Source organism: Anaerorudis cellulosivorans (assembly GCF_025943985.1).
Lineage (GTDB): Bacteria > Bacteroidota > Bacteroidia > Bacteroidales > Dysgonomonadaceae > Anaerorudis > Anaerorudis cellulosivorans.
The window spans coordinates 21779-46766 of the sequence record NZ_JAPCWE010000019.1; the positions used below are offsets into that span (position 1 = coordinate 21779).

The 24988-nt window shown below is 41.1% G+C and carries 16 protein-coding genes; 3 read left to right on the forward strand and 13 right to left on the reverse strand.

All coding sequences use genetic code 11. The annotated features are described in order from the left end of the window. Positions 1 to 255 precede the first annotated feature (255 nt). A complete protein-coding gene (speA, locus tag OLM34_RS10115) occupies positions 256 to 2154 on the forward strand; it encodes a biosynthetic arginine decarboxylase (protein WP_264407060.1) in 1899 nt (632 codons plus the stop codon). A 156-nt stretch (positions 2155 to 2310) separates the two neighbouring features. Here the strand turns inward: speA and OLM34_RS10120 are convergent, their stop codons facing one another. From OLM34_RS10120 to OLM34_RS10160, 9 genes are all read right to left on the reverse strand, one after another. After that, positions 2311 to 3759 carry an MFS transporter gene (locus OLM34_RS10120; protein WP_264407061.1) on the reverse strand — a complete coding sequence of 483 codons (1449 nt, stop codon included), beginning with the start codon at positions 3757 to 3759 and terminating at the stop codon, positions 2311 to 2313. A 26-nt stretch (positions 3760 to 3785) separates the two neighbouring features. Next, positions 3786 to 4460 carry a bifunctional 4-hydroxy-2-oxoglutarate aldolase/2-dehydro-3-deoxy-phosphogluconate aldolase gene (locus OLM34_RS10125; RefSeq protein ID WP_264407062.1) on the reverse strand — a complete coding sequence of 225 codons (675 nt, stop codon included), beginning with the start codon at positions 4458 to 4460 and terminating at the stop codon, positions 3786 to 3788. Positions 4461 to 4500: 40 nt separating this feature from the next. Then, the gene (locus OLM34_RS10130; RefSeq protein ID WP_264407063.1) at positions 4501 to 5541 is read right to left on the reverse strand and encodes a sugar kinase; all 1041 of its coding nucleotides are present in this window, start codon (positions 5539 to 5541) and stop codon (positions 4501 to 4503) included. Position 5542: 1 nt separating this feature from the next. Next, positions 5543 to 6688 (reverse strand): DUF4861 domain-containing protein, encoded by a 1146-nt coding sequence (locus OLM34_RS10135; RefSeq protein ID WP_264407065.1) that lies wholly within the window; start codon positions 6686 to 6688, stop codon positions 5543 to 5545. An 11-nt stretch (positions 6689 to 6699) separates the two neighbouring features. Beyond that, positions 6700 to 7494 (reverse strand): gluconate 5-dehydrogenase, encoded by a 795-nt coding sequence (locus OLM34_RS10140; protein ID WP_264407067.1) that lies wholly within the window; start codon positions 7492 to 7494, stop codon positions 6700 to 6702. Between the two features lie 24 nt (positions 7495 to 7518). Continuing rightward, positions 7519 to 8361 carry a 5-dehydro-4-deoxy-D-glucuronate isomerase gene (gene kduI / locus OLM34_RS10145; RefSeq protein ID WP_264407069.1) on the reverse strand — a complete coding sequence of 281 codons (843 nt, stop codon included), beginning with the start codon at positions 8359 to 8361 and terminating at the stop codon, positions 7519 to 7521. A 225-nt stretch (positions 8362 to 8586) separates the two neighbouring features. Further along, the gene (gene tamL, locus OLM34_RS10150; RefSeq protein WP_264407070.1) at positions 8587 to 10875 is read right to left on the reverse strand and encodes a translocation and assembly module lipoprotein TamL; all 2289 of its coding nucleotides are present in this window, start codon (positions 10873 to 10875) and stop codon (positions 8587 to 8589) included. Positions 10876 to 10889: 14 nt separating this feature from the next. Then, entirely contained in the window at positions 10890 to 15260 is a 4371-nt protein-coding gene (locus OLM34_RS10155; RefSeq protein WP_264407072.1) for a translocation/assembly module TamB domain-containing protein, read from the reverse strand. 147 nt (positions 15261 to 15407) lie between these two features. Further along, on the reverse strand, positions 15408 to 16658 hold the full coding sequence (locus OLM34_RS10160; RefSeq protein WP_264407074.1) for an S-adenosylmethionine:tRNA ribosyltransferase-isomerase: 1251 nt from the start codon (positions 16656 to 16658) through the stop codon (positions 15408 to 15410). Positions 16659 to 16819: 161 nt separating this feature from the next. Here OLM34_RS10160 and OLM34_RS10165 point away from each other — a divergent pair, with 161 nt between their 5' ends. Both OLM34_RS10165 and OLM34_RS10170 read left to right on the forward strand, forming a co-directional pair. Further along, positions 16820 to 17896 (forward strand): DUF2027 domain-containing protein, encoded by a 1077-nt coding sequence (locus OLM34_RS10165; protein ID WP_264407075.1) that lies wholly within the window; start codon positions 16820 to 16822, stop codon positions 17894 to 17896. A gap of 38 nt (positions 17897 to 17934) precedes the next feature. Beyond that, positions 17935 to 18534, forward strand: a complete 600-nt coding sequence (locus OLM34_RS10170; RefSeq protein ID WP_264407076.1) for an LEA/WHy family protein — start codon at positions 17935 to 17937, stop codon at positions 18532 to 18534. A gap of 12 nt (positions 18535 to 18546) precedes the next feature. Here OLM34_RS10170 and OLM34_RS10175 read toward each other — a convergent pair whose 3' ends face one another. From OLM34_RS10175 to OLM34_RS10190, 4 genes are all read right to left on the reverse strand, one after another. Then, entirely contained in the window at positions 18547 to 20244 is a 1698-nt protein-coding gene (locus OLM34_RS10175; protein WP_264407078.1) for an FAD-dependent oxidoreductase, read from the reverse strand. 132 nt (positions 20245 to 20376) lie between these two features. Beyond that, complete coding sequence (locus OLM34_RS10180) at positions 20377 to 21936, reverse strand: hypothetical protein (RefSeq protein ID WP_264407080.1); 1560 nt, start codon at positions 21934 to 21936, stop codon at positions 20377 to 20379. A 156-nt stretch (positions 21937 to 22092) separates the two neighbouring features. Next, on the reverse strand, positions 22093 to 23421 hold the full coding sequence (locus OLM34_RS10185; RefSeq protein ID WP_264407082.1) for an AGE family epimerase/isomerase: 1329 nt from the start codon (positions 23419 to 23421) through the stop codon (positions 22093 to 22095). Between the two features lie 6 nt (positions 23422 to 23427). Further along, entirely contained in the window at positions 23428 to 24987 is a 1560-nt protein-coding gene (locus OLM34_RS10190; RefSeq protein ID WP_264407084.1) for a glycoside hydrolase family 9 protein, read from the reverse strand. Position 24988 lies beyond the last annotated feature (1 nt).

Genomic DNA, 24988 nt, shown 5'->3' on the forward strand with positions numbered 1-24988 from the left:
CGGTCATCACGACCGATAAATTATGTGGAAATATTTTCATCTCACTCTTTACCGGCATAACTAGTATGGTTGATGCACGTAAATTTTTGTTTTACCTGCTATTTTGGTTGAATACTTACAAAAAAACGAATAGATAATTAAAAAGTTGTTGCTTGTTTTTTTCCGTGATTTTCAATCCATAAGACAAAAATAATGTGTATTTTTGCATCTAATTTGCTATACATATTTATATTATTCATAAAGTGTTCCGTTATAATGAGAAAATGGAGAATAGAAGATTCTGAAGAACTATATAACATCAATGGTTGGGGTAACGATTATTTTTCGATCAATGAAAAAGGCCATGTACAGGTAACTCCAAATAAAAGAAATGGTAACAATATAGACCTTAATGATTTGATGCGGGAACTCTATTTACGTGATGTATCATTTCCCGTGTTGGTGCGTTTTCCTGAAATTTTGGATGATCGAATCGAAAAAATATCCAACAGCTTTAAAATTGCGTCAGAAGAATACGAATATAAAGGACAGAATTATCTTATTTATCCTATTAAAGTAAATCAAATGCGTCAGGTGGTTGAAGAAATCGTCACCTGCGGCAAGCGGTTCAATATCGGACTGGAAGCAGGGTCTAAACCCGAGCTTCATGCCGTATTGGCTATTAATGTCGATAACGATTCCCTTATCATTTGCAACGGATATAAAGACGAGAGCTACATTGAGTTGGCATTGCTGGCTCAAAAAATGGGGAAAAAAGTGTTTATTGTAGTTGAAAAACTCAATGAACTCGATCTCATTGTAGAAATATCCAAACGCCTGAAAGTAAAGCCCAATATCGGAATCCGTATAAAATTAGCAAGTTCGGGAAGTGGGAAGTGGGAAGAATCGGGCGGAGATGTTAGCAAATTCGGACTGAATTCAAGTGAAGTACTCGAAGCCATCGAAATACTCAAAAAACATAAAATGACCGAATGTCTGCACTTAATTCATTTTCATATCGGTAGCCAAATAACCAAAATAAGACGTATAAAAACGGCTCTTCGAGAAGCTGCCCAATTTTATGTGCAACTGCACAATATGGGCATCCATGTCGAATTTGTGGATGTGGGTGGCGGTTTGGGCGTAGATTACGATGGCACACGATCGTCATACACCGAAAACAGCATCAATTATTCTATTCAAGAATACGTAAATGACTTGGTTTTTTCTTTTGTAGACGTAGCCAACAAAAATAACATTCCCCATCCCAATATCATTACCGAATCGGGACGTGCATTGACAGCCCACCACTCAGTCCTCATTTTTGAAGTGCTCGAAACAGCCACACTTCCTCAATGGGACGAAGAAAAAGAGATTCAACAAGACGATCACGAATTGGTGAAAGAGCTCTACTCCATCTGGGATACGCTTACCCCCCCACGCATGCTTGAAGCATGGCACGATGCTCAACAAATTCGTGAAGAGTCGCTCGATCTGTTTAGCTTGGGATTACTCGATTTGAAAACCCGCGCTCAAGTGGAAGAACTCTATTTTTCTATAGCTCGCGAAATCAACCTCTCCATCAACCGCAGCAAACACGCTCCCGAAGAACTTAGGCAACTTTCGAGTTTGTTGCCCGACAAGTATTTCTGTAACTTTTCCTTATTTCAATCTTTACCTGATTCATGGGCAATCGACCAAATTTTCCCCATTATCCCTATTCATCGACTGGACGAAAAACCGGACAAAATAGCTACATTACAAGATATTACTTGTGATTCTGATGGTAAAATTGCAAATTTTGCCTCTCAAGATGGTTTCCATTCCTCCTATTTACCCGTCCACTCGTTAAAAAAAGACGAACCGTATTATCTCGGTGTATTTTTGGTCGGAGCATATCAAGAAATTCTTGGTGATCTCCATAACTTGTTTGGTGATACTAATGTCGTGCATGTTCTTACAGATGAAAGCGGATATAAAATTGATCAAGTAATTGATGGTGAAACTGTAGCCGAAGTACTGGATTATGTTCAATATAATCCAAAAAAACTTGTCCGAACGGTTGAAACGTGGGTAATGAGCTCAGTGAAACAAGGAAAAATATCGGTAGAAGAAGGAAAAGAATTTTTATCGACCTATCGTTCCGGGCTATATGGATATACCTATCTTGAATAAGAGTAAACCGATTCTTCTATCAATTTTTGAGCCTATGTTGTAATTATCGATTTTATAATTGTCAAAAACTGCATTTCGGAGTGAACGCAGTAGTTTAATAAAAAAGGTGGAAAAAATTTTCCACCTTTTTTATTTTTTACTCCTATTTTTAATTGATTACATCTCTCTAATCAATTCATACTTGGGCACCAGTGCTTTCATTATAATCCAACCGATAAGATAAGCGAATGCACAAATACAAAAGATAATAAAATATCCGGCATTTATACCTTCAAATCCCAAAAACCTCAAATTGGTGGCGATAGAATAATCAAACAACATACCTGAACCCTTATTTATCAGAAAGGAACCAACTCCCCCGGCCATTCCACCAATACCTGTAATGGTAGCCACCGCATATTTGGGGAACATATCACCCACTGTCGAAAAAATATTGGCCGACCACGCCTGATGTGCAGCTCCGGCAATACCGATAATTACGACCGGCAACCAAACCGAGATATGTCCAAGGGGTTGCGCAAACAGTACAAGCAATGGAAAAAAAGCAAAAATAAGCATGGCTTTCATACGCCCGGCATACGGATTCATTTTCTTTTTATCTACAAAATAAGTGGGCAACCAACCCCCGATAATCGATAACATAGTGATCAGATAAACCAAAAAAATATGCGGTGCGGCTTCGGTAGAATCCAGCCCATAAACTGCACTTAAATAGGCAGGAACCCAAAATAATAAAAACCACCAAACACCATCGGTCATGAATTTTCCAACAGCAAAAGCCCATGTCTGCCTATGTCGAAAAGCTTGTTTGAAAGAAGCTTTTTTACCGGTATCTTTTTGCGTATCGGCACCTTCTTCGCTATCGTCCTGTAAAATATAAGCCAATTCAGTCGGATTTACTCTTTTGTTCTTTTCAGGTTTCTCATAAACGAACACCCATACGCCCATCCACAAAAAACCGAGTGCCCCGATAACGATAAAGGCCATTTCCCATCCCCAAGCCTTAGCAATAAACGGAATAGTAACCGGTGCCAACAAAGCACCAATTGTAGCACCCGAATTAAAAATACTGGTAGAAAAAGCGCGATCTTTTTTAGGAAAATACTCGGCTGTAGCTTTAATTGCGGCCGGGAAATTGCCTGCTTCTCCCACAGCCAAAATTAATCGGGCAAAAACAAACAAAGAAACACTCACTGTGACTACTTTGGAAACATCACTTACAGCTGCTATGGCATTTAATGCCCCTTCGAAACTAAGTGTCCATTCCCCGGCAACAATACCTGCAGTAGCTATCCCGCAAAAGGCATGGAGCACGGCGCCAAACGACCAAATGCCGATTGACCATAAGTATCCCTTTTTTGTATCCAGCCAATCGATAAATTTACCAGCAAACAGCAGAGCAACTGCATAAAAAATCGAAAATAGACCGGTAATTGTTCCATAATCATTGTTTGTCCAATGAAATTCCGGTGCAATAAAATCACTCCATGTTAATGAAAGTACCTGTCGATCCAAATAATTGATCGCAGTAGCAAAGAATAACATGGATGTTATTACCCAACGGTAATTGGTCATTTTAACCTTTCCTTCTTGCAAATTATTCATGATTTTTGAGATTGATAATTGATTTATTAGGGTTGTTTAGTGTTCTTAATGATAGTAAGACAGTCTTTGCATAAATTGGCAATAAATTTCCAATCCCGATTCTTTATCACTTCTTTTGGAAATAAATTAGAACCCATACCTACACAAGCGACACCTGCTTTAAACCATGCTGATAGATTTTCTTCCGTAGGTTCAACACCTCCGGTAACCATAATTTTCGACCACGGCATTGGACCTTTGATGTTTTTTACGAAAGAAGGACCGCCCACATTCCCTGCAGGAAAGATTTTTACGATTTCGGCTCCCATTTCCTGAGCAAAACCGATTTCTGTAGTTGTGGCACATCCCGGTGAATAGGCAATTTGGCGGCGATTGCAAACCTTGAATATATCGGGATTTAACAATGGCCCAACAACAAAGTTTGCACCCAACTGAATATACAAAGCAGCAGTAGGGGCATCTATAACAGAGCCGACACCCAACACCATTTCAGGACATTCTTTTTCTGCCCATTTAATAAGCTCCGAGAAGACCTCGTGCGCAAAATCGCCCCTATTAGTGAACTCGAAAACACGAACGCCCCCTTCATAACAAGCCTTAACCACTTGTTTCGCGGTTTCGACATCGGAATGATAAAATACAGGGACAAGTCCTGTATCCATCATCGTACGATATACCTCTACTCTTGAAAATCTTGCCATTATTTTACTTATTATTTTTCGATTAGTCGATAATTTTCATTCATCGGACAACTCTTCCCGAAGCGTCTCCCTTCATCAACGTTTCCACTTCTTTCACCGATACCAAATTAAAGTCTCCATAAATGGTGTGTTTCAAACAAGAAGCAGCAACGGCAAAATCAAGTGCTTTCTGATCATCTCCGGTGTAAGTGAGCAATCCGTAAATCAATCCGCCCATAAAGGCATCTCCGCCTCCTACTCTGTCAACAATATGCGTGATATCATATCTTCGGGATTGATACAATTTATCGGAATACAAACATCCTCCCCAGGTATTATGATTAGCATTGATAGACCCCCTCAGCGTAATAATTACTTTCTTTGCACGGGGAAATTGTTGCATCAACTGTTTGCAAACCGATTCAAATTGAGCTGCATCTATCTCTCCACCCGTTTGTTCGGCCCTGAATCCTTCGGGTTTTATACCGAATACCTTTTCGGCATCTTCTTCATTACCCAAAATAATATCACATCCCGCTACCAGATCCGGCATAATTTCAGAAGCCTTCTTGCCATATTTCCACAGATTTTTTCGATAATTGAGATCGCACGAAACCGTTATACCCATTTCGTTTGCAGTTTTAATGGCTTCAAGACATGCATCGGCTGCACCCTGCGAAATAGCCGGCGTAATTCCTGTCCAATGAAACCAACAAGCATCTTTGAGAATTTCCCTCCAGTCGAACATCCCTTTCTCCACTTCGGCAATAGCCGAATGAGCACGATCGTAAATCACCTTCGACGGTCGGGCAACAGCTCCTGTTTCCAAAAAATATATCCCTACACGGTTGCCGCCACGAATGATATTTTTTGTTTCCACATTCAATTTCCGCAGTTCGGAAATACACCAGTCTGCAATTTCATTTTCAGGCAAACGGGTTACAAATTCAACAGGAATACCATAATTCGCCAAAGAAACTGCCACATTGGCTTCTCCTCCGCCAAATGTAGCATTCAGAGTTGAAGATTGGATAAAACGACTGTATCCCGGCGTTGCCAAACGCAACATAATTTCGCCAAAAGTAATAACTCTTTTCTCCATCTTATTGTATTTCAATTTTCATAGGTTCAATCATTTTATTTTTCTGCATTTTCAAATAAGAAAGCCACGCATCAAACGTTTCAAATCCGGCTTTACTCCATCCTCCACCTGTATAATAGACGTATTCGGAACCGGGTTTGTACTTATTAATTCCCAATAAATGTCCTTGAGAAACCTTAACAGACAAAAAACCACGCGGATTGATAACGCCTGTATAAATAGTTCCATTAACACTGTCTTCAGGTAACTTATATGCCATTATTCCGTTTTTGGTATCCATAAACGTTTCTTCTTTAGCATCTTGAACCATGACGATTCCGGTAGCTACCTCCATTTCCGAAACTGTACTATCCGTAGTGAATATATTCTTAACCTGATTAAGATAACTATAGGCATCCAATGATAGGATACGGGTCTCGGTAACAAGCGTCCCCCCTGCATCATACGGTTTATAGTTTAATTGGAAAGAAATGCGTAAAGGACCCTGATCCAGAATTTTGTATTCGGTGAAATTGCGCCCGAGACATAAAGTATCATGTACATAAGGTGCAGTCATACCCAATCCAAGTGTCCTTCCCACCTTATACATATCTAGGCCTTCACCATGATCTTCGTGATAAGAAGCAATGCCTGCCAGATCATTTTTATACCATTTGTCGATAACCAGCGAATCGGTTCTTTTAACCCAGAAATCCATACCGTTGCTGATTTCGCCGGTAGCTTCCAACGCAGGACCGTAGATCCTGAAAGCCACACGATTATTTTCCCATGCAAAATCGTCCTTACGCTCGGGGACAAAACGTCCGTAAACCATTGGAGCGAACGTTTGTGGTTCGCCCTTTTTTATCTCATACATTGCCATCTTTCCTGCTTCAACATCGGCAAGAAATATTAATTTCAGATTTTTACCCGTTCCTTCAGTTATAACCTGATAGGGAATCTGTTGACCACCACTGTCCAATACAATGATTTTTTGATTGTCCGTTATCAATAATTTTTGACAAATACTGTCCCACGGAATCTCAACCATTTCGTGTCGACGATCAAAAGAAGAAGAATTGGTTACCTTAACGGTAACCAAAGACTCCTTTTTATTGCATGAAAAAAGAATTCCCAACAAACAAAATAGAATAACGAATCGTTTCATATTCCATTTTTTTAAGAAGGTTGCTTACCGATGTATGCCAATATTCCTCCGTCAACATATAAGATATGCCCGTTCACAAAATTAGAAGCATCCGATGCCAGGAAAACAGCCGGACCTTTCAAATCCTCTGTAGTACCCCATCGGGCTGCCGGTGTCTTTGCAACAATAAATGCATCGAAAGGATGACGCGAGCCATCGGGCTGACGTTCACGTAATGGAGCGGTCTGAGGCGTTTCGATATATCCCGGACCAATACCGTTGCATTGAATATTGTATTCTCCGTACTCTGAACAAATATTACGCGTAAGCATCTTCAATCCACCTTTTGCTGCAGCATAAGCCGAAACAGTTTCACGGCCTAATTCGCTCATCATTGAACAAATATTGATGATTTTTCCGTGTCCTTTTCGAATCATCCCGGGAATCACCGCTTTGGAAACAATAAATGGTCCCACCAAATCCACATCGATTACCTGGCGAAATTCATCCGCTTTCATTTCTATCATGGGAATCCGTTTGATAATTCCTGCATTATTCACCAAAATATCGATAACACCAATTTCTTTTTCAATTTTGGCGATAAAATCATTGACGGCATTTTCGTCCGTTACATCACATACATACCCATGCGCATCGATTCCCTTTTCTTTATAAGCAGCCAGACCTTTATCCACTAATTCTTGATTAATGTCATTAAAAACAATAGTGGCTCCTGCTTCTGCATATGCCGTTGCAATAGCAAAACCTATTCCGTAAGAAGCTCCTGTTATGAGAGCAATCTTTCCTTCCAATGAAAAATTTACCATCTTCTTCTATTTTTTCTGATTAAATTATTTTAAATCCTCTATTTTTGAAAAATCCTGATCCCCATAATCCAGGTTTTCACCGGCCATCCCCCAGATAAAAGTATAATTGCATGTAGCAGCTGCCGAGTGAATCGACCATTCAGGCGATAAAACGGCTTGTTCGTTTTTCATCCAAATATGGCGCGTTTCCTGAGGTTCGCCCATAAAATGACATACAGCCTGACCTTCTTTAACTTCAAAATAGAAATAAGCTTCCATTCGACGCGAATGCACATGTGCCGGCATCGTATTCCAAACACTTCCCGGAGCAAGCTCTGTCATTCCCATTTGTAATTGACAAGTTGGAAGTACCTGATTAACGATCATTTTATTGATTTTGCGATGATTTGAAGTTTCAAGTGATCCCATTTCGGCTACTACAGCATTGTCTTTGGTAATTTTTTTATCGGGATAATTGCGATGGGCAGTTGCCGAATTAAAATAAAATTTGGCAGGATTGCTTGCATCCATACTCTCGAAATATACTTCTCTGTCACCCGATCCAAGATACAACGCTTCTTTATAATCCAGTTCAAAAACGTCGTCACTCACTTTCACTTTTCCTTTTCCACCAACATTATAGATTCCTATTTCACGACGACGAAGGAAAACGGGTTGTTTTAAGGGATCGATGGTTTCCAGATGTAACACTTCATTCACAGGCATAGCTCCCCCAACAATCATCCGATCATACATAGAATACACCATGTTCACTTCATCTTCCGAAAATACATTTTTTATCAGAAAATCGCTCCTCAATCTTTTCGTATCATACGATTTTGCATCTTCGGGATGCGCCGCATAACGTAATTCATAATTTGTTTTCATAATCCATCGATTTTTATTTTAGATTTATCATTTAATACGATTCCAAACTTTTTGTTTGATAGCAGAAAAGCCATTCTTCATCGTTGTCGATACAAATATATAATAAAAAACATTTGTGTTCGAGCACAAGTGATAAATTTAACGAAATAAGCGTACTAAAATAACATTTTAGCGAAATTTATCAAAATGGATACCGAAAAGATTATTTTTGTAAAATAAATTGGATTAAAATGGATACCCGATTGCGAAATGAAAAGCAAAATCACGACTAAATTTTGGTTTGAATATCGTCCACCGCTGCCCTTCCGGTAATGCCGGATTGTGCGCTTTCATCCCAAAGTCGAAACGAAGAAGCAAAAAATTAAGATTAAGTCGTAACCCCATTCCGTAAGCCACTGCTAATTCTTTATAAAATTGATTCCACTTAAAAAAACCTCCCTGTTGTACTTCGTAATCTTTTATCGTCCAAATATTTCCCGCATCGACAAATGCAGCGAATTCAAACAATTTGGTGAGCGATCGTCGATATTCGATACTCATATCCAGCTTAACATCGCCGGTTTTATTCTCAAAATCGTAGCCCACCGAATCCCGATTATACGTCCCGGGGCCTAATGTTCGTGTACTCCACCCTCTTACACTGTTCGCTCCACCGGCGAAATAACGTTTTTCAAACGGCAGCACAACCGAATTTCCATAAGGATAAGCAACACCCACAGCAAAATGGCCGGCGATCACATTCTTCTCGTCAATAGGAAAAGTAGGTGCAAAATCAAAATCTCCTTTAACATACTCGGCATAAGGAATTCCCCATATCTCTTGACGTCCGTCTTTGTTCATTTTGCTTCCTCCCAATGCACCGACCAAACGCAACAAATAACCCGAAACCTCCATCCCGGTACGAATTCTGAAAGGATAGCGTGGAATATCATCTGAAGACACGTTTGTATAGGATATATTATACGAGGTGAGAGCGATTAGTTGATCTTCATAACTATATCGAAGGATAGGATTGCTTTCGTCGCTCAGATACTCTTGTCGAAATTTCTCGGAAACCCAAGGCATACGAACATAGTTGATGTCAAGTGGTTCAAGAGAATAGGCCAGTTTTCGATTAAAACTTGACCATTGTAAACGGGAAGATAGATTTAAAAACTGCCGCAAATACTCGGGCCTTTTTTGAAAATTAGCCCCGAGAGAAAATTCGGTCGAAGCCGAAGAACGGTCTCTCAATCCGGAAAGTGTGGAAGGTAACAACAAGTAAGGGATAGAAAAAAATGCTTCAGCTCCATATTCGTAAAAACTTTGATCAACAAGATTAGAACTATCCGATGCCGTGATAAATTCGTAGGCTCCATTCAAACGAATCTGAAATTTTTCACCCCCTTTAAAAACATTTCGATGTTCATATGTTAAATTAGTAGCAACACCCAAATCACCGGCAGAGTTTGTTCCATCGATACCCCATTGCATATAATGCAAATTACCGGGAATCAACGTAATGTAAGTATCCAAAAAATTGGAATCGTTTTCCACACGAGGTGTTAAATTAATCAAGGTCTGACTTACGGCTCCTAAACTGCTTAATGAAGAATAGGTCCTTTCTACAATCCTTTCCGAATATAATCTCCCCGGTCGCAAAAACGTATTATGATAAATTGCCTGGGGCAATAAAAATCGATCTTTAGCTGACACGATATTCAAATTACGATATTTTAGGGTATCTGCCAAGCCATATGCTGAACTATCATTCAGCAATTTTGCATCAATACCGTTAATTATCGTAACATTGCCGATGTGATATGGCTTATAAAACATATCATCGGCAGGTTTATTCAAACCCAAGGTCAAATCAACTTGATGATTACCGATCGTTGTGTCGGCCAAAAAATGGAAATTATCCTTCGAAAAATTGAAATAGCCCCTGTTTCTGAGCGTTTTGGCCATATTTACTCTTCCTTTTTCCAACACTTCCAAATCAAAAATATCGCCTTCTTTCACAATATCGAGTTTTCTTTCCCCGACCAAAATATGGTGGATAGTGCTATCCACCGATTGCAATGTGTTATCATAATGAGAAATACGATAAGGCTCATGGCCTGCAACCTCATACGTCACATTGGCTTTTTTGTTTTCTTTTATAACAAAAGTATCTACTTCAGCTTTCAAATACCCTTTATTGTTAAGTTCCATGCGAATCTGCTCGGCAGAAATAGCCGTAAGGCGTTCGCTGAACAAAACAGGAGGTTCGCCCCACTTGCGAAACTGACGGTCGATCCATGAAGAGTCGTTATCCGCAAGATTATATAAGTGCAAGCGCACTCTGCCAAAAATAGGAACAGAAGAATTGGGCTTCTGACGCAAAAAAGATTTCAAATGCGACTCACTAACGGTTTTCGTGTCAGTATCGATATCCACCTTGTTCAGCAGATAACTCCCCTCCGGCACCCGTTTGGTTACATCGCAGGCAACCAACAGGAAAAAGACAAACAGACAAAAAATATATTTTTTCATTTTTTCATCCGGGTTTACTTATCCCCGACATCATTTTCATCTTTCCTTACAAACCTGAATCGAAACAGATCACTGAATGTTTTCCCTTCTTTGGTAATAATTATCCCCACCCCTTGCGTAAAAGGTGCACGTTTATAATACCTTTCGTTAGCATGATTATATGCTCTGATCATCAGCCAATTGTTTATATCGTATTCTGCCTCAAATTCTCCAATAAATGTTTGCTGGCCGGCCAACGTCCCCACGTCTCCATAACTCAAATTGGTGGTAATCCGCAATCTGTCGTCCAATAAACGCGTCGAAACGTCAACTCCCATCCGAATATTATCAAATTGAGTACCGTTCGTTTCCAAATTGGTACTGATACTCCAATTGTCGCTCAAAGCACTGGCAAAAAGGGCATCCAACCCACTAGTCAACGCACTTGCAGCCACCGAAGTGAACATGGTGTTACCAATGGCCACATCAGCAGTGTTTTCTGCAGGATAAAAATTGCCGGTAGTTACCAAATAAGCAAACTGCCTGATCTTTGCTTCTTCCGTACTGATGAGGCTTTTCACTTTTTGCTGCACATCACTCGAAGCTTCCGGCAATTCGATATCGTACCTGAGGTTCATTTTCTGAAGATTACCTTGAATCTCGAGAACGGCATTAACAGGTACCCTTGTAGTTGGCAAATTAGAATTGTAAGCAAAACTTTCACTCAATGTTCCCAAATTGGCAGTCACCTGATTATAAGCAACTACATTAAATTGGATGTTCAGCGGATCACCCAAAAAGGTTAGCGTGCTCCCTTTGCGTAAATTAAAGTCGATGGACTTAAGACTTTGCAGATTATAATGTACTTTACCGTCTTGAGCAATATATTCTCCATAAATACGAATTGGCGGATCAGCATTGGAAAGATACATAACATTCAACTTACCATTGCCGCTGATAGTGATGGCATCGCCTGTTGTGGGATTAATTAGCACTTTAATATCAAGTTGAGGATCCAACTCGATATTGCCGCTGATGTTAATAGGAAATCCCGAAGATGTTTGTCCCACATTCTGCTTTTCATCTCCGGTTCTTCTGAGAAAACTCAGCGAATCGACTTCCTGAGGTGTGTTGATATAAATAATCCCCCGATATTCGGAAGCAGAAGCCGTCTGCGGAAGTTCAATGGTCATCCGCGACCGACTCTCGTTCCATAAATTTACATCACCGTAAATACCTTGCATTCCTCCGATCAAACTAATATCGCCACTCAATTTCAAGTTGCCGTACACCATCATATCTGTTCTGCTCTCGTTGTTTAAAAGCAAAAAATCGTTCAATTTCATTTTCACCCGATACGACATACTCCCAAAATCGGACTGCGTAAGTTCAAGATTCAGTACAGCCGCATGTCCGTTATTGTCTTTTACGATCAGATTATCGAAACCGATATTGTTCCTGTTTACCTGAATCGTATCGGATATGCTGTAAGTGACATTGGTATAAGCCACTTTCATTATCCCATTGCTAATACCGAGCCATCCATCTGTTAAAGGTTGAGACAATTTTCCACGGATTTTCACTTCTGCATTTATAACACCCGTCAATTCGCTAAAAATAGATCGTGCAAAAGGCTGGACCCATTCCAGAGGAAAAGTATTGATTTTAATGGCTACGTCCATCGAATCTTTTTTTCCTGTAGGAATAAAACCGGTAACATCAAGATACTTATACTCTTTATTCATTAAAAAAGCATCCAGATTTAACCCTGTTTTCAGCTTATCCCATGCACCGTCAACCCATAATGTGCCGATCGTATCGTTATGCAACTGAATATTGTCGATTCTGAAATCTTTTGTGAACAATTCCGGCTCTTGCAGTGCCTGAGAAAGAATAATTTCACCATTCAACAATCCTTTTATATTGGAAATATTAAAAGCAGTTAACAAATTGGCCAATTCGGTATTATGAAAAAAAACACGGATGCTGTCTTCATGATTTTTCGAAGCAATCCCTCCGATTCCCATCAGCAACATTCCTCCTTGTGACAGAGCAAAATCATTGACCACTATAGAATCTTTTGCATAAATGATGGTGGCAGGATGAATATTGATAGTTTGTTTGTTAAACAAAATATCGGTCGGGAATATGCGGATATTGGCCATAAAATTTTCTTCATCTTGACGAAGGAAATTCATGGCAACTTGCATTTCACCATTCGCATTGGTAACATTATTCCGGATATCGAAGAAAAGTCGGTTCATTACCGAATCGAGCGCTGCTTTCGAATCCAGCCTCACATTGATATAACCATTGTTTTGGACCAGATAACTATTCACATTGACATCGATTCCGTCGGAAAGCGTATTTTCCAAAACGATTTTTGATTCTCTTATGTCGTTTTTACCAAACATCAATCGCGGCAAATAAGCGTTCAGTTGAAAGGTGTTTTGTTTAACCATATCCACCATTCCGCTAATAGAGGCCGGTTCTACGTTATAAAACGGTAATGAAAGAGCATAACAAAGATCTTCGGTATTTTTTATCGAAACATGAAAACGAAAGCTATTGCCCAAACTATCGATGTTATCTTTCTTTTCCGGAAGTTCAATAAACGAAGGTAAATGATGATGCAGAGCGGTCATAAATTCGTTCCCGATGGTAGAAAAACGATATTTCCCGGTGATTTCTGCTTCGAGAAATGAAGAGATCAACCGCATCTCCTTCCCTGAAGTGGAAGAGCTGTCCGTTGCTTGAAGATAAATAGAACCGGGATTATAAATAAAATTATCGTCATACAACGACAGGTTATCAATCGTCACCGATCCAACCAGATCATCCATCGTCAAGCCGTCCAAATGCCCCTCGATATTTGCCGAAAGATAAGGATTTTCCCAACTTTTTCGGGTAAACAAAGGAGTCAGATACAATTTTCCGATAGTTCCTGCAACACTAATCTCTTTTTCATTTCCGAAACTAAAATCGGCAGTAAGATCCAATTTGTTTTGTTCGGAATCGGTAAAAACCTTTGCTTTCACCCTTTTATCGGTATACATTCCGTCGAACTGCACATCCTCATACCGATATTCTTTATACAAAAAAGATACAATGGCACTATCTGCAGCAACCATAATAGGGCTGCCTTCTTTTTTCTGTACCCGCGTGTTTGTTTTTAAGGAAACATGATTTATCCCTGGTTTTTCTCCAATAATATTAGCCAACAATATATTTTCTGTACTAACAGCTGTTTCAAACAAAAAATTCTTAAAATTTTTATCTCCGCCACCGACACCCGATAACGAGATGTTTCCCTGAGGTGTAAGAACAATCCCTTCATAATTGAATCTGCTCAATTTGCCTTTCGCCGTAAGGTGCATATCCATGTTTCCGGTTGCCCGTAATTGTTGCGGAGATACATACTGAGGCGATCCAATACGAATAAACGACTCAAGATCATCAGGAGAAAATTTCAATTTCCGTATATCGATATCGATATCGGATGTGTTATATTTGCTATAATCGGCAATCGATGCACTTATATCAATTTGTGTTTCGTCACCGTAAGTCGTAATCAGTTTTTTTACATTTATGTATGGAAGCTGCCCTTCTGCTTCTGTCTCGAGAGTAAACGATTTGGTTAGATGCGACAATCGGGGTGTAAAAAAAGCAATGTCGTGCGGATCGATAAATTGGCTTTTTAGTTTAGCGGCAAATTTTTTCGCTTTGGTGTCATAGCCGGCTTCGGAAATTTCCAAATCCGAATTATTGATAACAATAGCTATCCGATCGCTCCAAAATTCGCTGTTCTTGGAACGCACCTTCCCCTGAAAACGATTTACAGCCAATCCACAATGTTCCACAAATTGCAAGCTGCGTACATTCACCTCCAGTTTTTTTGCATCGATGGAAGGTGCGGCTATCCGCGCATTCAGATTTTTCACTCGGATATGATGGGTATTAAACTTACCCGGCGTCTGGGGAGCCGACAATATTTCATAGCTTAACGTACCGTTTTGCAGCCTTATATCTTGAAAATAAATACGGAAGGGATTCGGATTGGGTTCTTTGGGCTTATCGCTTTTAAAAGCATCAGGAAGAAACTGGAAGTTGTAAGGAGATGTAGGAGTTTCACGATATACCTTGGCGACAAAATTTTTCAGATCTACCGATTGCATCCCTAACTCGTTATGCAACAAATCCAAAAAATTAGCCCTGACTGTCAAACTTTCGGCATACAATAAGGTGTCTTGTTTTTGGTCTTCCAAATAAATATCCGTCAACTCCACTCGGTTGAAAAGTTTGATACGTATTTTACCGATAGAAACTTTAGTCTTGATGATGGGTTGAAGTTTTCCTAATGCAAAATCGGCAGCTCCTTTCTGCACTGCCGGAATGCTGAAAGTCAAAAAAAGCAGGATATTCAGGCAAATAATCGCTGCAATGATGTAGGCAAGTATTTTAACAATCTTTTTAGCGATAGCGCTTTTACTGTTTTAAAAAAATCCCCTTTCCAATTTGCAAGTATACGAAAAAATCGGCCAATTCCTTTGTTCTTAACCGTTTTTTAGATTGAAATCCGGAGAAAACAATAACGAACTATCGCCATAACTCAAAAAACGAAAATCGTGGGTTAAAGCATACTCGTAAATATTTCTCCAATCATTACCCACGAAAGCTGCAATCAACAGCAAAAGTGTGCTCTGTGGTTGATGAAAATTGGTAATTAACCCATCAACAAAATGAAACTTGTAACCCGGAGCAATAATAATCTGCGTTGATGAAATTAAATGATCTGCCTGTTGACGGTCAAGATAATCCAACAAATTTTCAAGCGCCTGCTTGGGAGACACCCTTTCGTTTTCCTCTTCATACGGCTCCCATTGCAAAACGGCTAATTCATGTGGCTTCAAATCAGGATTGAATTGTAGTTTTCTGCCCATATAATATAAACTTTCCATCGTACGCATGGAAGTGGTGCCTACCACAATCAACGGGTTTACGTTTTCATACAAATCGGCAATTGTTTTGCGTGAAACCGAAATACATTCGGTATGCATTTCGTGGCTGCGTATGATTTGACTTTTCACCGGTTTGAAAGTTCCGGCACCCACATGCAGCGTAACCTCATCGGTCTGTATTCCTTTCCGATGTAAGGCATCCATCACCTCATTGGTAAAATGGAGTCCCGCTGTAGGAGCGGCCACCGACCCTTCGATACGCGAATACACTGTCTGATATGTCTCATTGTCGTTCGTTTCTGCCGGCCGATTTAAATAAGGGGGGATGGGTAATTTGCCTGCTATTTCGAGCAGTTCAGAAAAAGTAATGGAAGGATCATCCCACGAAAACTCGACCGTCACGTCGTTTTCGTTCACCTCTTTTTTTTGGGCACTCAATGTAATTATCCCTTTCTCATGAACAATCTTCAGCTGCAACGCACCATCTTTCCATCGTTTGGCATTGCCAATCATGCAATGCCAAGAACAGTTTCCTCGCTGCTGAAAATTCAATGCATAATCTGAAGGCTCAGCCGGCGATAAACAAAATACTTCGATTTGGGCTCCCGTATCTTTGCGAAAAAGCAAACGAGCATGAATCACCCGCGTATTGTTGAAAATCATGAGGCTGTTCGAAGGAATATATTCAGGCAACAACGAAAAAACCGAGGAAGAAATGTTACCGCCGGCATAAAGAAGAAGTTTAGAGCTATCCCTTTTTTCGAGCGGATATTTAGCTATTTTTTCATCAGGAAGAATATAATCGAAATCAGTAATTTGGAGTTGTTCTATCTCGATCTTTTTCATTTTTTAGCTTACTCATGTTGGAAATTTTTCAAATAATTGTCGCATTTATTCGGCAAAATTAGTCATCTTTGCAATTACGACAAAAAATAAAAAGGGGACAAATCAAACCTTTTTTCGTTTTTTTCATCTGAATTAAAAGGTAATCATAATCGAAATAAACAATGACTAAACTGCAAGTTGGGGATACTATTCGTTTTTTGAACGCTGTAGGAGGCGGAAAAGTAAAAGGATTTTTGAATAAACAAGTGGCGATTGTGGAAGATGAACACGGTTTTGATATTCCTGTATTAATTTCTGAATGTGTGGTTATCGAATCTGCCAAGGAGGAAAAACTCGAAACCGGGGAAATTCCCAATGAAGTTGAAAATGAAAAAACCGGCATTGCTCCTATCTCAGAAATCAGAATAGAAGGCCATAAAGAAGGGGAAGAAACTCCTGAAGGAGAAAAAATTACCACTTGTCTTGCCTATCTGCCAATCGATAAAAAAAATCTATCGACAACCACCTATGAATGTTATTTTGTTAATGACAGCAATTACTATTTGTTTTTCACTTACCTCTGTCGCGAAAATGATGCCGCCTGGAAAACTCGATATAACGGAGTGATCGAACCGAATACAAAAATTTTTCTGGAAGAATTCGATAAGTCGCAACTCAACGAAATGGAAAGGGTATGTGTGCAATTTATCGCTTTTAAAGCGAACAAACCTTTTGAATTAAAAAATCCCTGTTCGGTAGAATTACGTATAGATCCGGTGAAATTCTACAAATTACATGCCTTTCGCGAAAACGATTACTTCGACGAAGATGCCCTTGTGTATTACATCACCCGAAACGATTTACCCGAACGCCCGATGACTATTTCAACTGAAGAAGTTGAACACTTCTTGAAAGAAAAAGAACATACCGACAGAGAACCCCTCCGCGCGAAAAAAACCGCAAAAGAGGAAAAAGAAGACATCATTGAAGTAGATCTACATATCGATCAATTGCTCGATTCGACGGCCGGAATGTCTAATGCCGAAATACTGGACTATCAATTGCAGAAATTCAACGAGGTTATGCAGGAAAACCTTCACCGCAAAAATCAACGAATAGTGTTCATCCATGGCAAAGGAGAGGGTATATTGAAAAGTGCCATCTTAAAAGAACTGAAGGCCAAATATAGAAAATGTTATGTACAGGATGCGTCGTTCCAGAAATACGGATACGGGGCCACAATGGTTATTATTAAATGAATTCAACAACACGGAACTACAAAAACAAACGAAAAGAAATGAAAAAAACAATCGTATTTTTGTCGGCTTTAGGAGCCATATTATTTTTCTCGGGATGCAATATTTGGAACCAGATAACCGGAGCCTACAATCTTTCGCAATGCGAATTTACTTACCATTCTGTCGATAACATCCAGTTGGCCGGAATAAACTTGGGAAACGGTTCAGGCATGTCGTTAGCCAATATGGCTTCCATTGCCACCATTTTGGCGGGAGGAGGAAATCTGCAGACCATTCCGTTCAACATGGCACTAAAAATGAACGTAAAAAACCCCAACGAGGCCGCCGCCTTCCTTAATGCACTTGACTATACTATCGAAATCAACGATTTGGAATTCATAACGGGAAAAATGGACATTCCCATCCGCATAGAGCCCCAACAAACCACTGTTTTACCGTTGAACATCAGTGTAGATCTGAAAAGTCTGATGAATCGATATTCCCAACAACGTGTGGCCAATGTATTGAATTCGTTTTTAGGCATCTCCCCCGACGAAACAAAAGTTGTTGTTAAACTATGGCCGAAAGTGATGGTTGGCAAAACACCCATCAAATCTCCTGCTGCCATCCCCGTCGTATTCACTTTCGGCGGGAAATAAAAGCATCGTTGCTCACTTTTTACCCATCAAATCATTTATTGTTAACACTTGCCCTTTTTCTATCAGTAGTTCTCTTAACTTTTCATATGACACATCCTGAACGGCTGTTTTTTCGTCTATCGACAAACAAGCCGCAGCTGCTGCCGATTGTCCCAATATCATAAAAACCGGTTCCATCCGTATGGAGCCGTAAGCAATGTGGCTGGCCGAAACACACACCGGTACAAGCAGATTGCTGCATTCCTCTTTTTTGGGGACCAATGATCCGTAAGCTATTTCATAGGGTTCCGGCAATTCCACACCTATATCGCCTTCGTTCTGTACATGCCCTTCCTCATCGACATAACGCTGCACATTGTGCGAATCGATCGTGTATGATCCCATTCCTACCGACTCTGGCGTGGGTGTACGTTTCATTAACTCGTTTTCCGTCATTACAAATTCTCCTATCATCCGTCTGGCCTCACGAACATATAGCTGATGCGGCCAGTTGCCATTATCCGTAAACTCATCTTTCGCTAATCCCCATTGCTGCATGCGGTTCCTGATTTCTTGCGGCACTCGCGAATCGTTAGCTACAAACCAATAGAGACCTTTCTGATAAATCTCGTGTTCTTTAATGATCGCTTTCCGTCGCTCATAATCGGCTTCGGGATATTCGTAATTCATGCCGATATTGTCGCTGCTGAACGGACCGTGATTATTGGTGTCCGTCTTGCGATTCGGGATGGCATCGAATTTATCGAACCATTCCCGCCATCCTGAATCAAAAATTCGTACCAACAACTCGTACTGAATAGAATCGTATCCTTCAGGTTTGGGAAAAGGCCGGCGATTTTCTGGATGATCCGTCATGCACACCCTGAAACAGTATGCCTGCACACGGTGATCCCCTTCTCCTTTTTTCCCCGGCGGATCAGGGCTGATGCGGGGCAACAACCCACTGGCCGGGTCATCGGGAATCCGATAAGGATCGATAGGTTCATCCAGCACATTAAAGTGGTGACGGTGGTGGTAAACACCGGTCTGAATCCCGTTCCACGTTTCACCGTAAACATCATTCCCTTCGCGACCCACATGATAGCTTACTCCTGAAGTTGCCATCAAATCACCTTCATAAGTGGCATCGATGAACATTTTTCCTTCGAATGTTTTCCCTGAAAGCGTTGTAATGGAAACAATTTTTCCTTCCAACTTCCTTACTCCGTTTTCGCGGTCAAGAAATTCATCTCTAAAAACCGTAATATTGTTTTCAGTGATCAATTCTTCAAAAACACTTTCAGCCACATGCGGCTCAAAAATCCACATCGTACGCTCCTGGCCGTCTATGGCAGGTGCACCTTGTCCTCTGTTTCCAAACTCTTCCTTTTTCATCCATTTCCATGCAGCATCTTTCTGATAATGCTCATAGATGCGATGATAAAAATTACGCGCCAGTCCGCCGATAGTCTCTTTCCTCCCCGTATCTGTCCATCCTAAACCTCCTGAGGAAAGACCACCCAAATGAATATCGGGAGAAACCATGATCACTGACTTCCCCGAATGTGTTGCCTCTACCGCTGCAATTACGGCTGCAGAAGTACCTCCGTAAATAATAACATCGGCCTTGTGTCTATGAGATTCCTTTTTTTGACATCCTTGAATCAAAAACGCTAAAAAGGAAAAAACAAAAAATACTCTCAGATATCGGAACACAAATCCTCTTTTCATGTGTTATTCCTCCCCTCCCTTCCCTTCCCTTTCCATTATTCAATTTTTTATTCATCCACAACAATTTTTTCTTTTGTGGCTAAAATTTTAACATCATATCTACAACAGGTACACATGGGAAAACTACGAGACTCAAGCTTCTTCAATTACTTTCCAACCCATTGCATCCGCCATCTCATAGACGGGTACCTTTAAATCACCATAGAAAGTAACCCGATGCCATCCCCATCTATCCCATTCCCTAAAAAGCTTTTCGATATCCCCCACAGGTTCGGCACACAATTTAGTGCGGCATGCCCTGTCATCTGGATCATTATCGACAGTTTTTGCCTGATGAAAAATGATTTCCTTCCGTCCATTGTCGATTTTCAAGGTGGTCGTCAGATACCCTGTCGGCAAAAGCGACCTCACGCATGCTCCCTGTCTGTCCTCGGAATGAGTCATGATATCATAGGGATTGGTCGCACCTCCTGTTCCAAACATCTTATTGGGTGCAACACAATGAGCATAGATGATTTGACGTTTCGAGGTGTCGATAACGGGATCGGAAATGTATCCCGGACGTCCTTGTGTCAGGATGGTAAAGGCAAGCATGGTTGCCGTCGATGGAATATCACATTCACAGGCTCCAACCAACCCTTCGTTGTTTAACTCGTGAAATCCCATGCACGGATAGGCGTGAATATGATTGCCATAAAATCCTCCCAGACAGTTGATGGTAATGGCATTGGCATGATGCTTTTTCATGACAGATTTCATTCCGAGGTAAAATGACGCGGAATTTTGAAGCTCTTCAACCGATACATCGATCATCTTTCTGGCATTCTTTTGCCATTTCTCTGCCACAGCTTTCGCCTCATCCTTATCCGCATTTTCCCATGCCCGATTAACTTCTGCAAACGTGAGGTATTCCAGCGGAATCCCCATAACCAGCTCTGCAACGCTCGCATTTTGATCACGAATAGCCAATATTTTCGATTCCTTCATCCTACGCAAGCATTCATCGGCCGATAGTATTTTTAATCCGTCAGCTTTCCATGACAAGGCACCTGTCCCGGGAGTCGATCGCAAACGCTCTTTGGCTACCGCTTTGGCAAATTCATTGGCCGTCCCTCCGTTAGCCACCGACTCAAAGCATGAAACTGCTGCTAACAAATCTTCCATTCGCGAAGAAGAAACAAAGCCAACATTAGGCTGATTATTCCGTAAAAACGCCGCCGTATACGTCAAAAATCCACCACTGCCTCCGTACTTGAAATCAACATACAGCACCGGCTTTTCGGATCCTGAGATGGTTTGAACTACCCTATTCCAGCAGTTCATCTGATATACGATATACCCTCCTATCCCTTTATCCTTATCTTCCGCAAGAATCTTTTCTGCGTCTTCCGGTCCTGTCGCCATAGTTGAAATAAATTCAAAGAAGGGAAATTTCTGCTTGAGAGTATTATCTATATTTTCCATTACCGGTTGGAAATTAAACCCCATATTCGGCCAATCGGGCTGCGATTGAACCAGAGAATGCAAGGAATAAATGATCCTTATCTTCATTTTTTTCTTTTCCAGAGAGGAAAAAGAGCTCCTTCCGAAAGCAAGCGGCGAAACTGCCATACAGGCTCCGCAGGCCGCACACATAGAGATAAATCTTCTTCGTGAAAAATGCTTCTGATTTTCATTGATATTTGCATTCATAATATATTATTTTTTAAGTGTCAAGTTCTAACCTCTAAAGATAACATTTTACTTTAAAAAAACTTCAATAACGGGAATTTTCACATTCGGTTTACCGACAGGAAGATGCAAAACCAAATCGTTCTCCCCGTTTTGAATGTCGCCACTTCGACTTCGCTAAGGCAGTTCCATAATTTTTATTTCAGAAGCATCATGCAGGAACTGAGCATACTGTACTTTCCCTTTATATTGTATCCTTTCAAACAATTCGAAACCCATACGGCTGTTGTGGTAAGGGCATTTCCATAGATCGGCTTTCGGTCGTCTCCTGTCGGGAGTGCCGTCAGGTAAAAGGCCGCCGAACCATTCTCCATATTCGTAATCGATCAGATGAGCCTTTATCCAATTCCATGTTTTAATACAAGCATTCAGATATATTGGCTCACAAGTTATTTGCCAAGCATTAAAGAAAGCAACCACCGATTCTGCCTGTGGCCACCATTCGATTCCACCTCTGATTTCTCCCTCTGCTCTCTCGTAAAGCAGATAACCTTCAGGCATCCATCCTTCTTTCATCTGCTTATCAACCAAATGAATGGCTACCGATTTGATCTCTTCGATCAGAAAGGTATCTTTTAAGACCATAGCTGCTTCATATATCAGCCACGAAAGTTCCATATCGTGCCCGTAAGAGTCGATCTCTTCCAGATTTTTCCAATCCATGGTCAGAAAAAGCCGCTGATGCCATCGTTGTCGGTCGATTATCTTATCGAGAAAAATATCGACCAAATTCCTCAGTTGTTCCTTCAAACCGGCATCGGGCCAAGCCCGATAAAGCAGCGTATAAGCTTCAAGCACATGCAAATGGGTGTTCATGGTTTTTGGGGCAATACCCTTACCATCATAACCATAGCGCATCGGGGGCTGCCAATCGCGCGTAAACGATTCGACGTAACCACCGTTGACCGGATCGTAAGCATGTTCCTCCAGGGTATGATAAAGGGCAATTGCCTGACGCAAGCTTTCCTCGTTGCCGGTTGCACGATAATGCTGAGCTAAAGCATAAATTCCAAAAGCAATGCCGTAAGTCTGCTTATCCATCATTTTCACTGTACCATCCGACCGGAGGATCCAATAGGTGCCGCCGTATTCGGGATCAATGAAATATTTCATGAAATAATCCTGAGCTCGATTGGCCATTTGCCTATCATTCTCATTTCTGAATAACTCATAAGCCTTGGAAAATGTCCAAAGAATGCGGGCATTCAAAACGCTACCTTTGGGGGCATCGAGAAGTGGAGTGCCATCATTTAAAAGGGTTCCGTAAAATCCCCCTCGGGGATCGGGCGCATTCTTTCCCCAAAAGGAAAGAATATTTTCCCTTACATCCTTTGTCGTTTCTTGCACCAAGGAAAACACTTTCTCGTCGGAAGAGAGCTGTGCCGCAATAGAAGAAAACCCTTGAATAGCAGCTGTCATCATGAAGGCAAGTAAAATCTTTTTCATCGTCCACTATTTTTCTTCCGCCAACTGACGGGCTGCCAAAACCAGAAACATATAATGAGAAGATCCGCCACCCATCACATATTCTACTTGTTGCCACAAAAAAGGAAACTCGAGTAGTTCGGGAAAATCGGGACGAATCAAAGCCGTTCCGGAAACAACACCTCCGGGAATATACGACCAATCAGCACGATTAAATCCATAAGCCACTGTTGCCGAACGTGTTCCCACACCGGAAGCAAAAGAGGAGGTATTCTCTCCCGGATGGCAACCCAATACAAAATTCAGGGCATCGTATATGTACTCCGGACCAAAAATATCGGGATAAGAAGCATGAAGAAAATAATGACGGAATCCGAACGACTGAATATCCCATCCTGCTCCCCAAATATAGGGACGATAAGGAACCCCGTAAGGGGTCTTGGAAGATTGTTCCTTTATTTTAGCTCCCAATCCTTCCATTGCCTTCCGTATGGCTTGAGAAAAATCAGGCCGGTTCATCTTCTTTTCAGCTCTTCCAATAAACCAACCCACATCTTCTATATGATGAAGGATAAAATCTTTTTCGGAAAGAAGATGGTTGCTGTATTTTTCTTCCCCCGTCGTTAAATACAATTCCGTGGCTGCCTGTATCTTGGCAGAACGGGAACGTGGATTTACTTCCGTTTCTTCATACAACTCCCTCGCACAGGCCAGTGCCTGCACGCTCAACGTATCGTTGAAACCTTTTAGCACGCGCGATGCCGCAGCCAACTCGGCCGCAGTGCCAAGCTCACGGGATGGGTTGTTTTCCGTAAATACCCAACGATCATCTTTATTACCGACGACATTATCGGTCATCGCAGCCGCATCACCCAACATGACATACTGCCGAAGATCATTGCAAATGATCCCTCGATAAAGCCGACCCAATGACCGATATGCCCCGACGACTGAAAGAACGCCGTGCTCAACCTGCTGAAGCAAGTCGGGCTTCCCGTCCGGCTGATGGATTTCCGTCACCCGCTCATGTTGATCGATAGTGGTTACATCGTAATTTACCTTGAAATTCTCACAGGCAAGCGATAAAATATAAGCTTCTCCTGCCTGCGACTCTACCCGAAGATCAAAATCCCCGGCATCGTGCCACCCACCGATGTTCAAGCCGGGAACCACATCGCCGGAATGATATTTCGTTAAAGTGGAAGGCCCTTGAACATAACCGTCGATATGATTAAAATCGACCGGTGCCATACGCGCATCATCCTTGTGGCAGCAATCGTGCCACACCCTGTATTTTTCGTTCACCCGCATATGGCACATCTGAACGGGCAGAAAATACTCCAGTACCGGCTGCCAAACTCCGCGATCATATACCTCCTTCGCTATGCGAAAAATAGAAGAAGACGATTCTCCATAACAAATGCGGTAAAGTCCTTCTTCCCTTACTTGCGAAAAATCGAACTTAAGATAATGATATCGTAGAAACTCTCCCCATTCCGATCCTTTACTTGAGAAAACCTCTTTTTCCCCTTCAGGCGTAATACGATAGAGGGTCGGGGTATATCTTTTCGTATCCCTTTTATCCAAC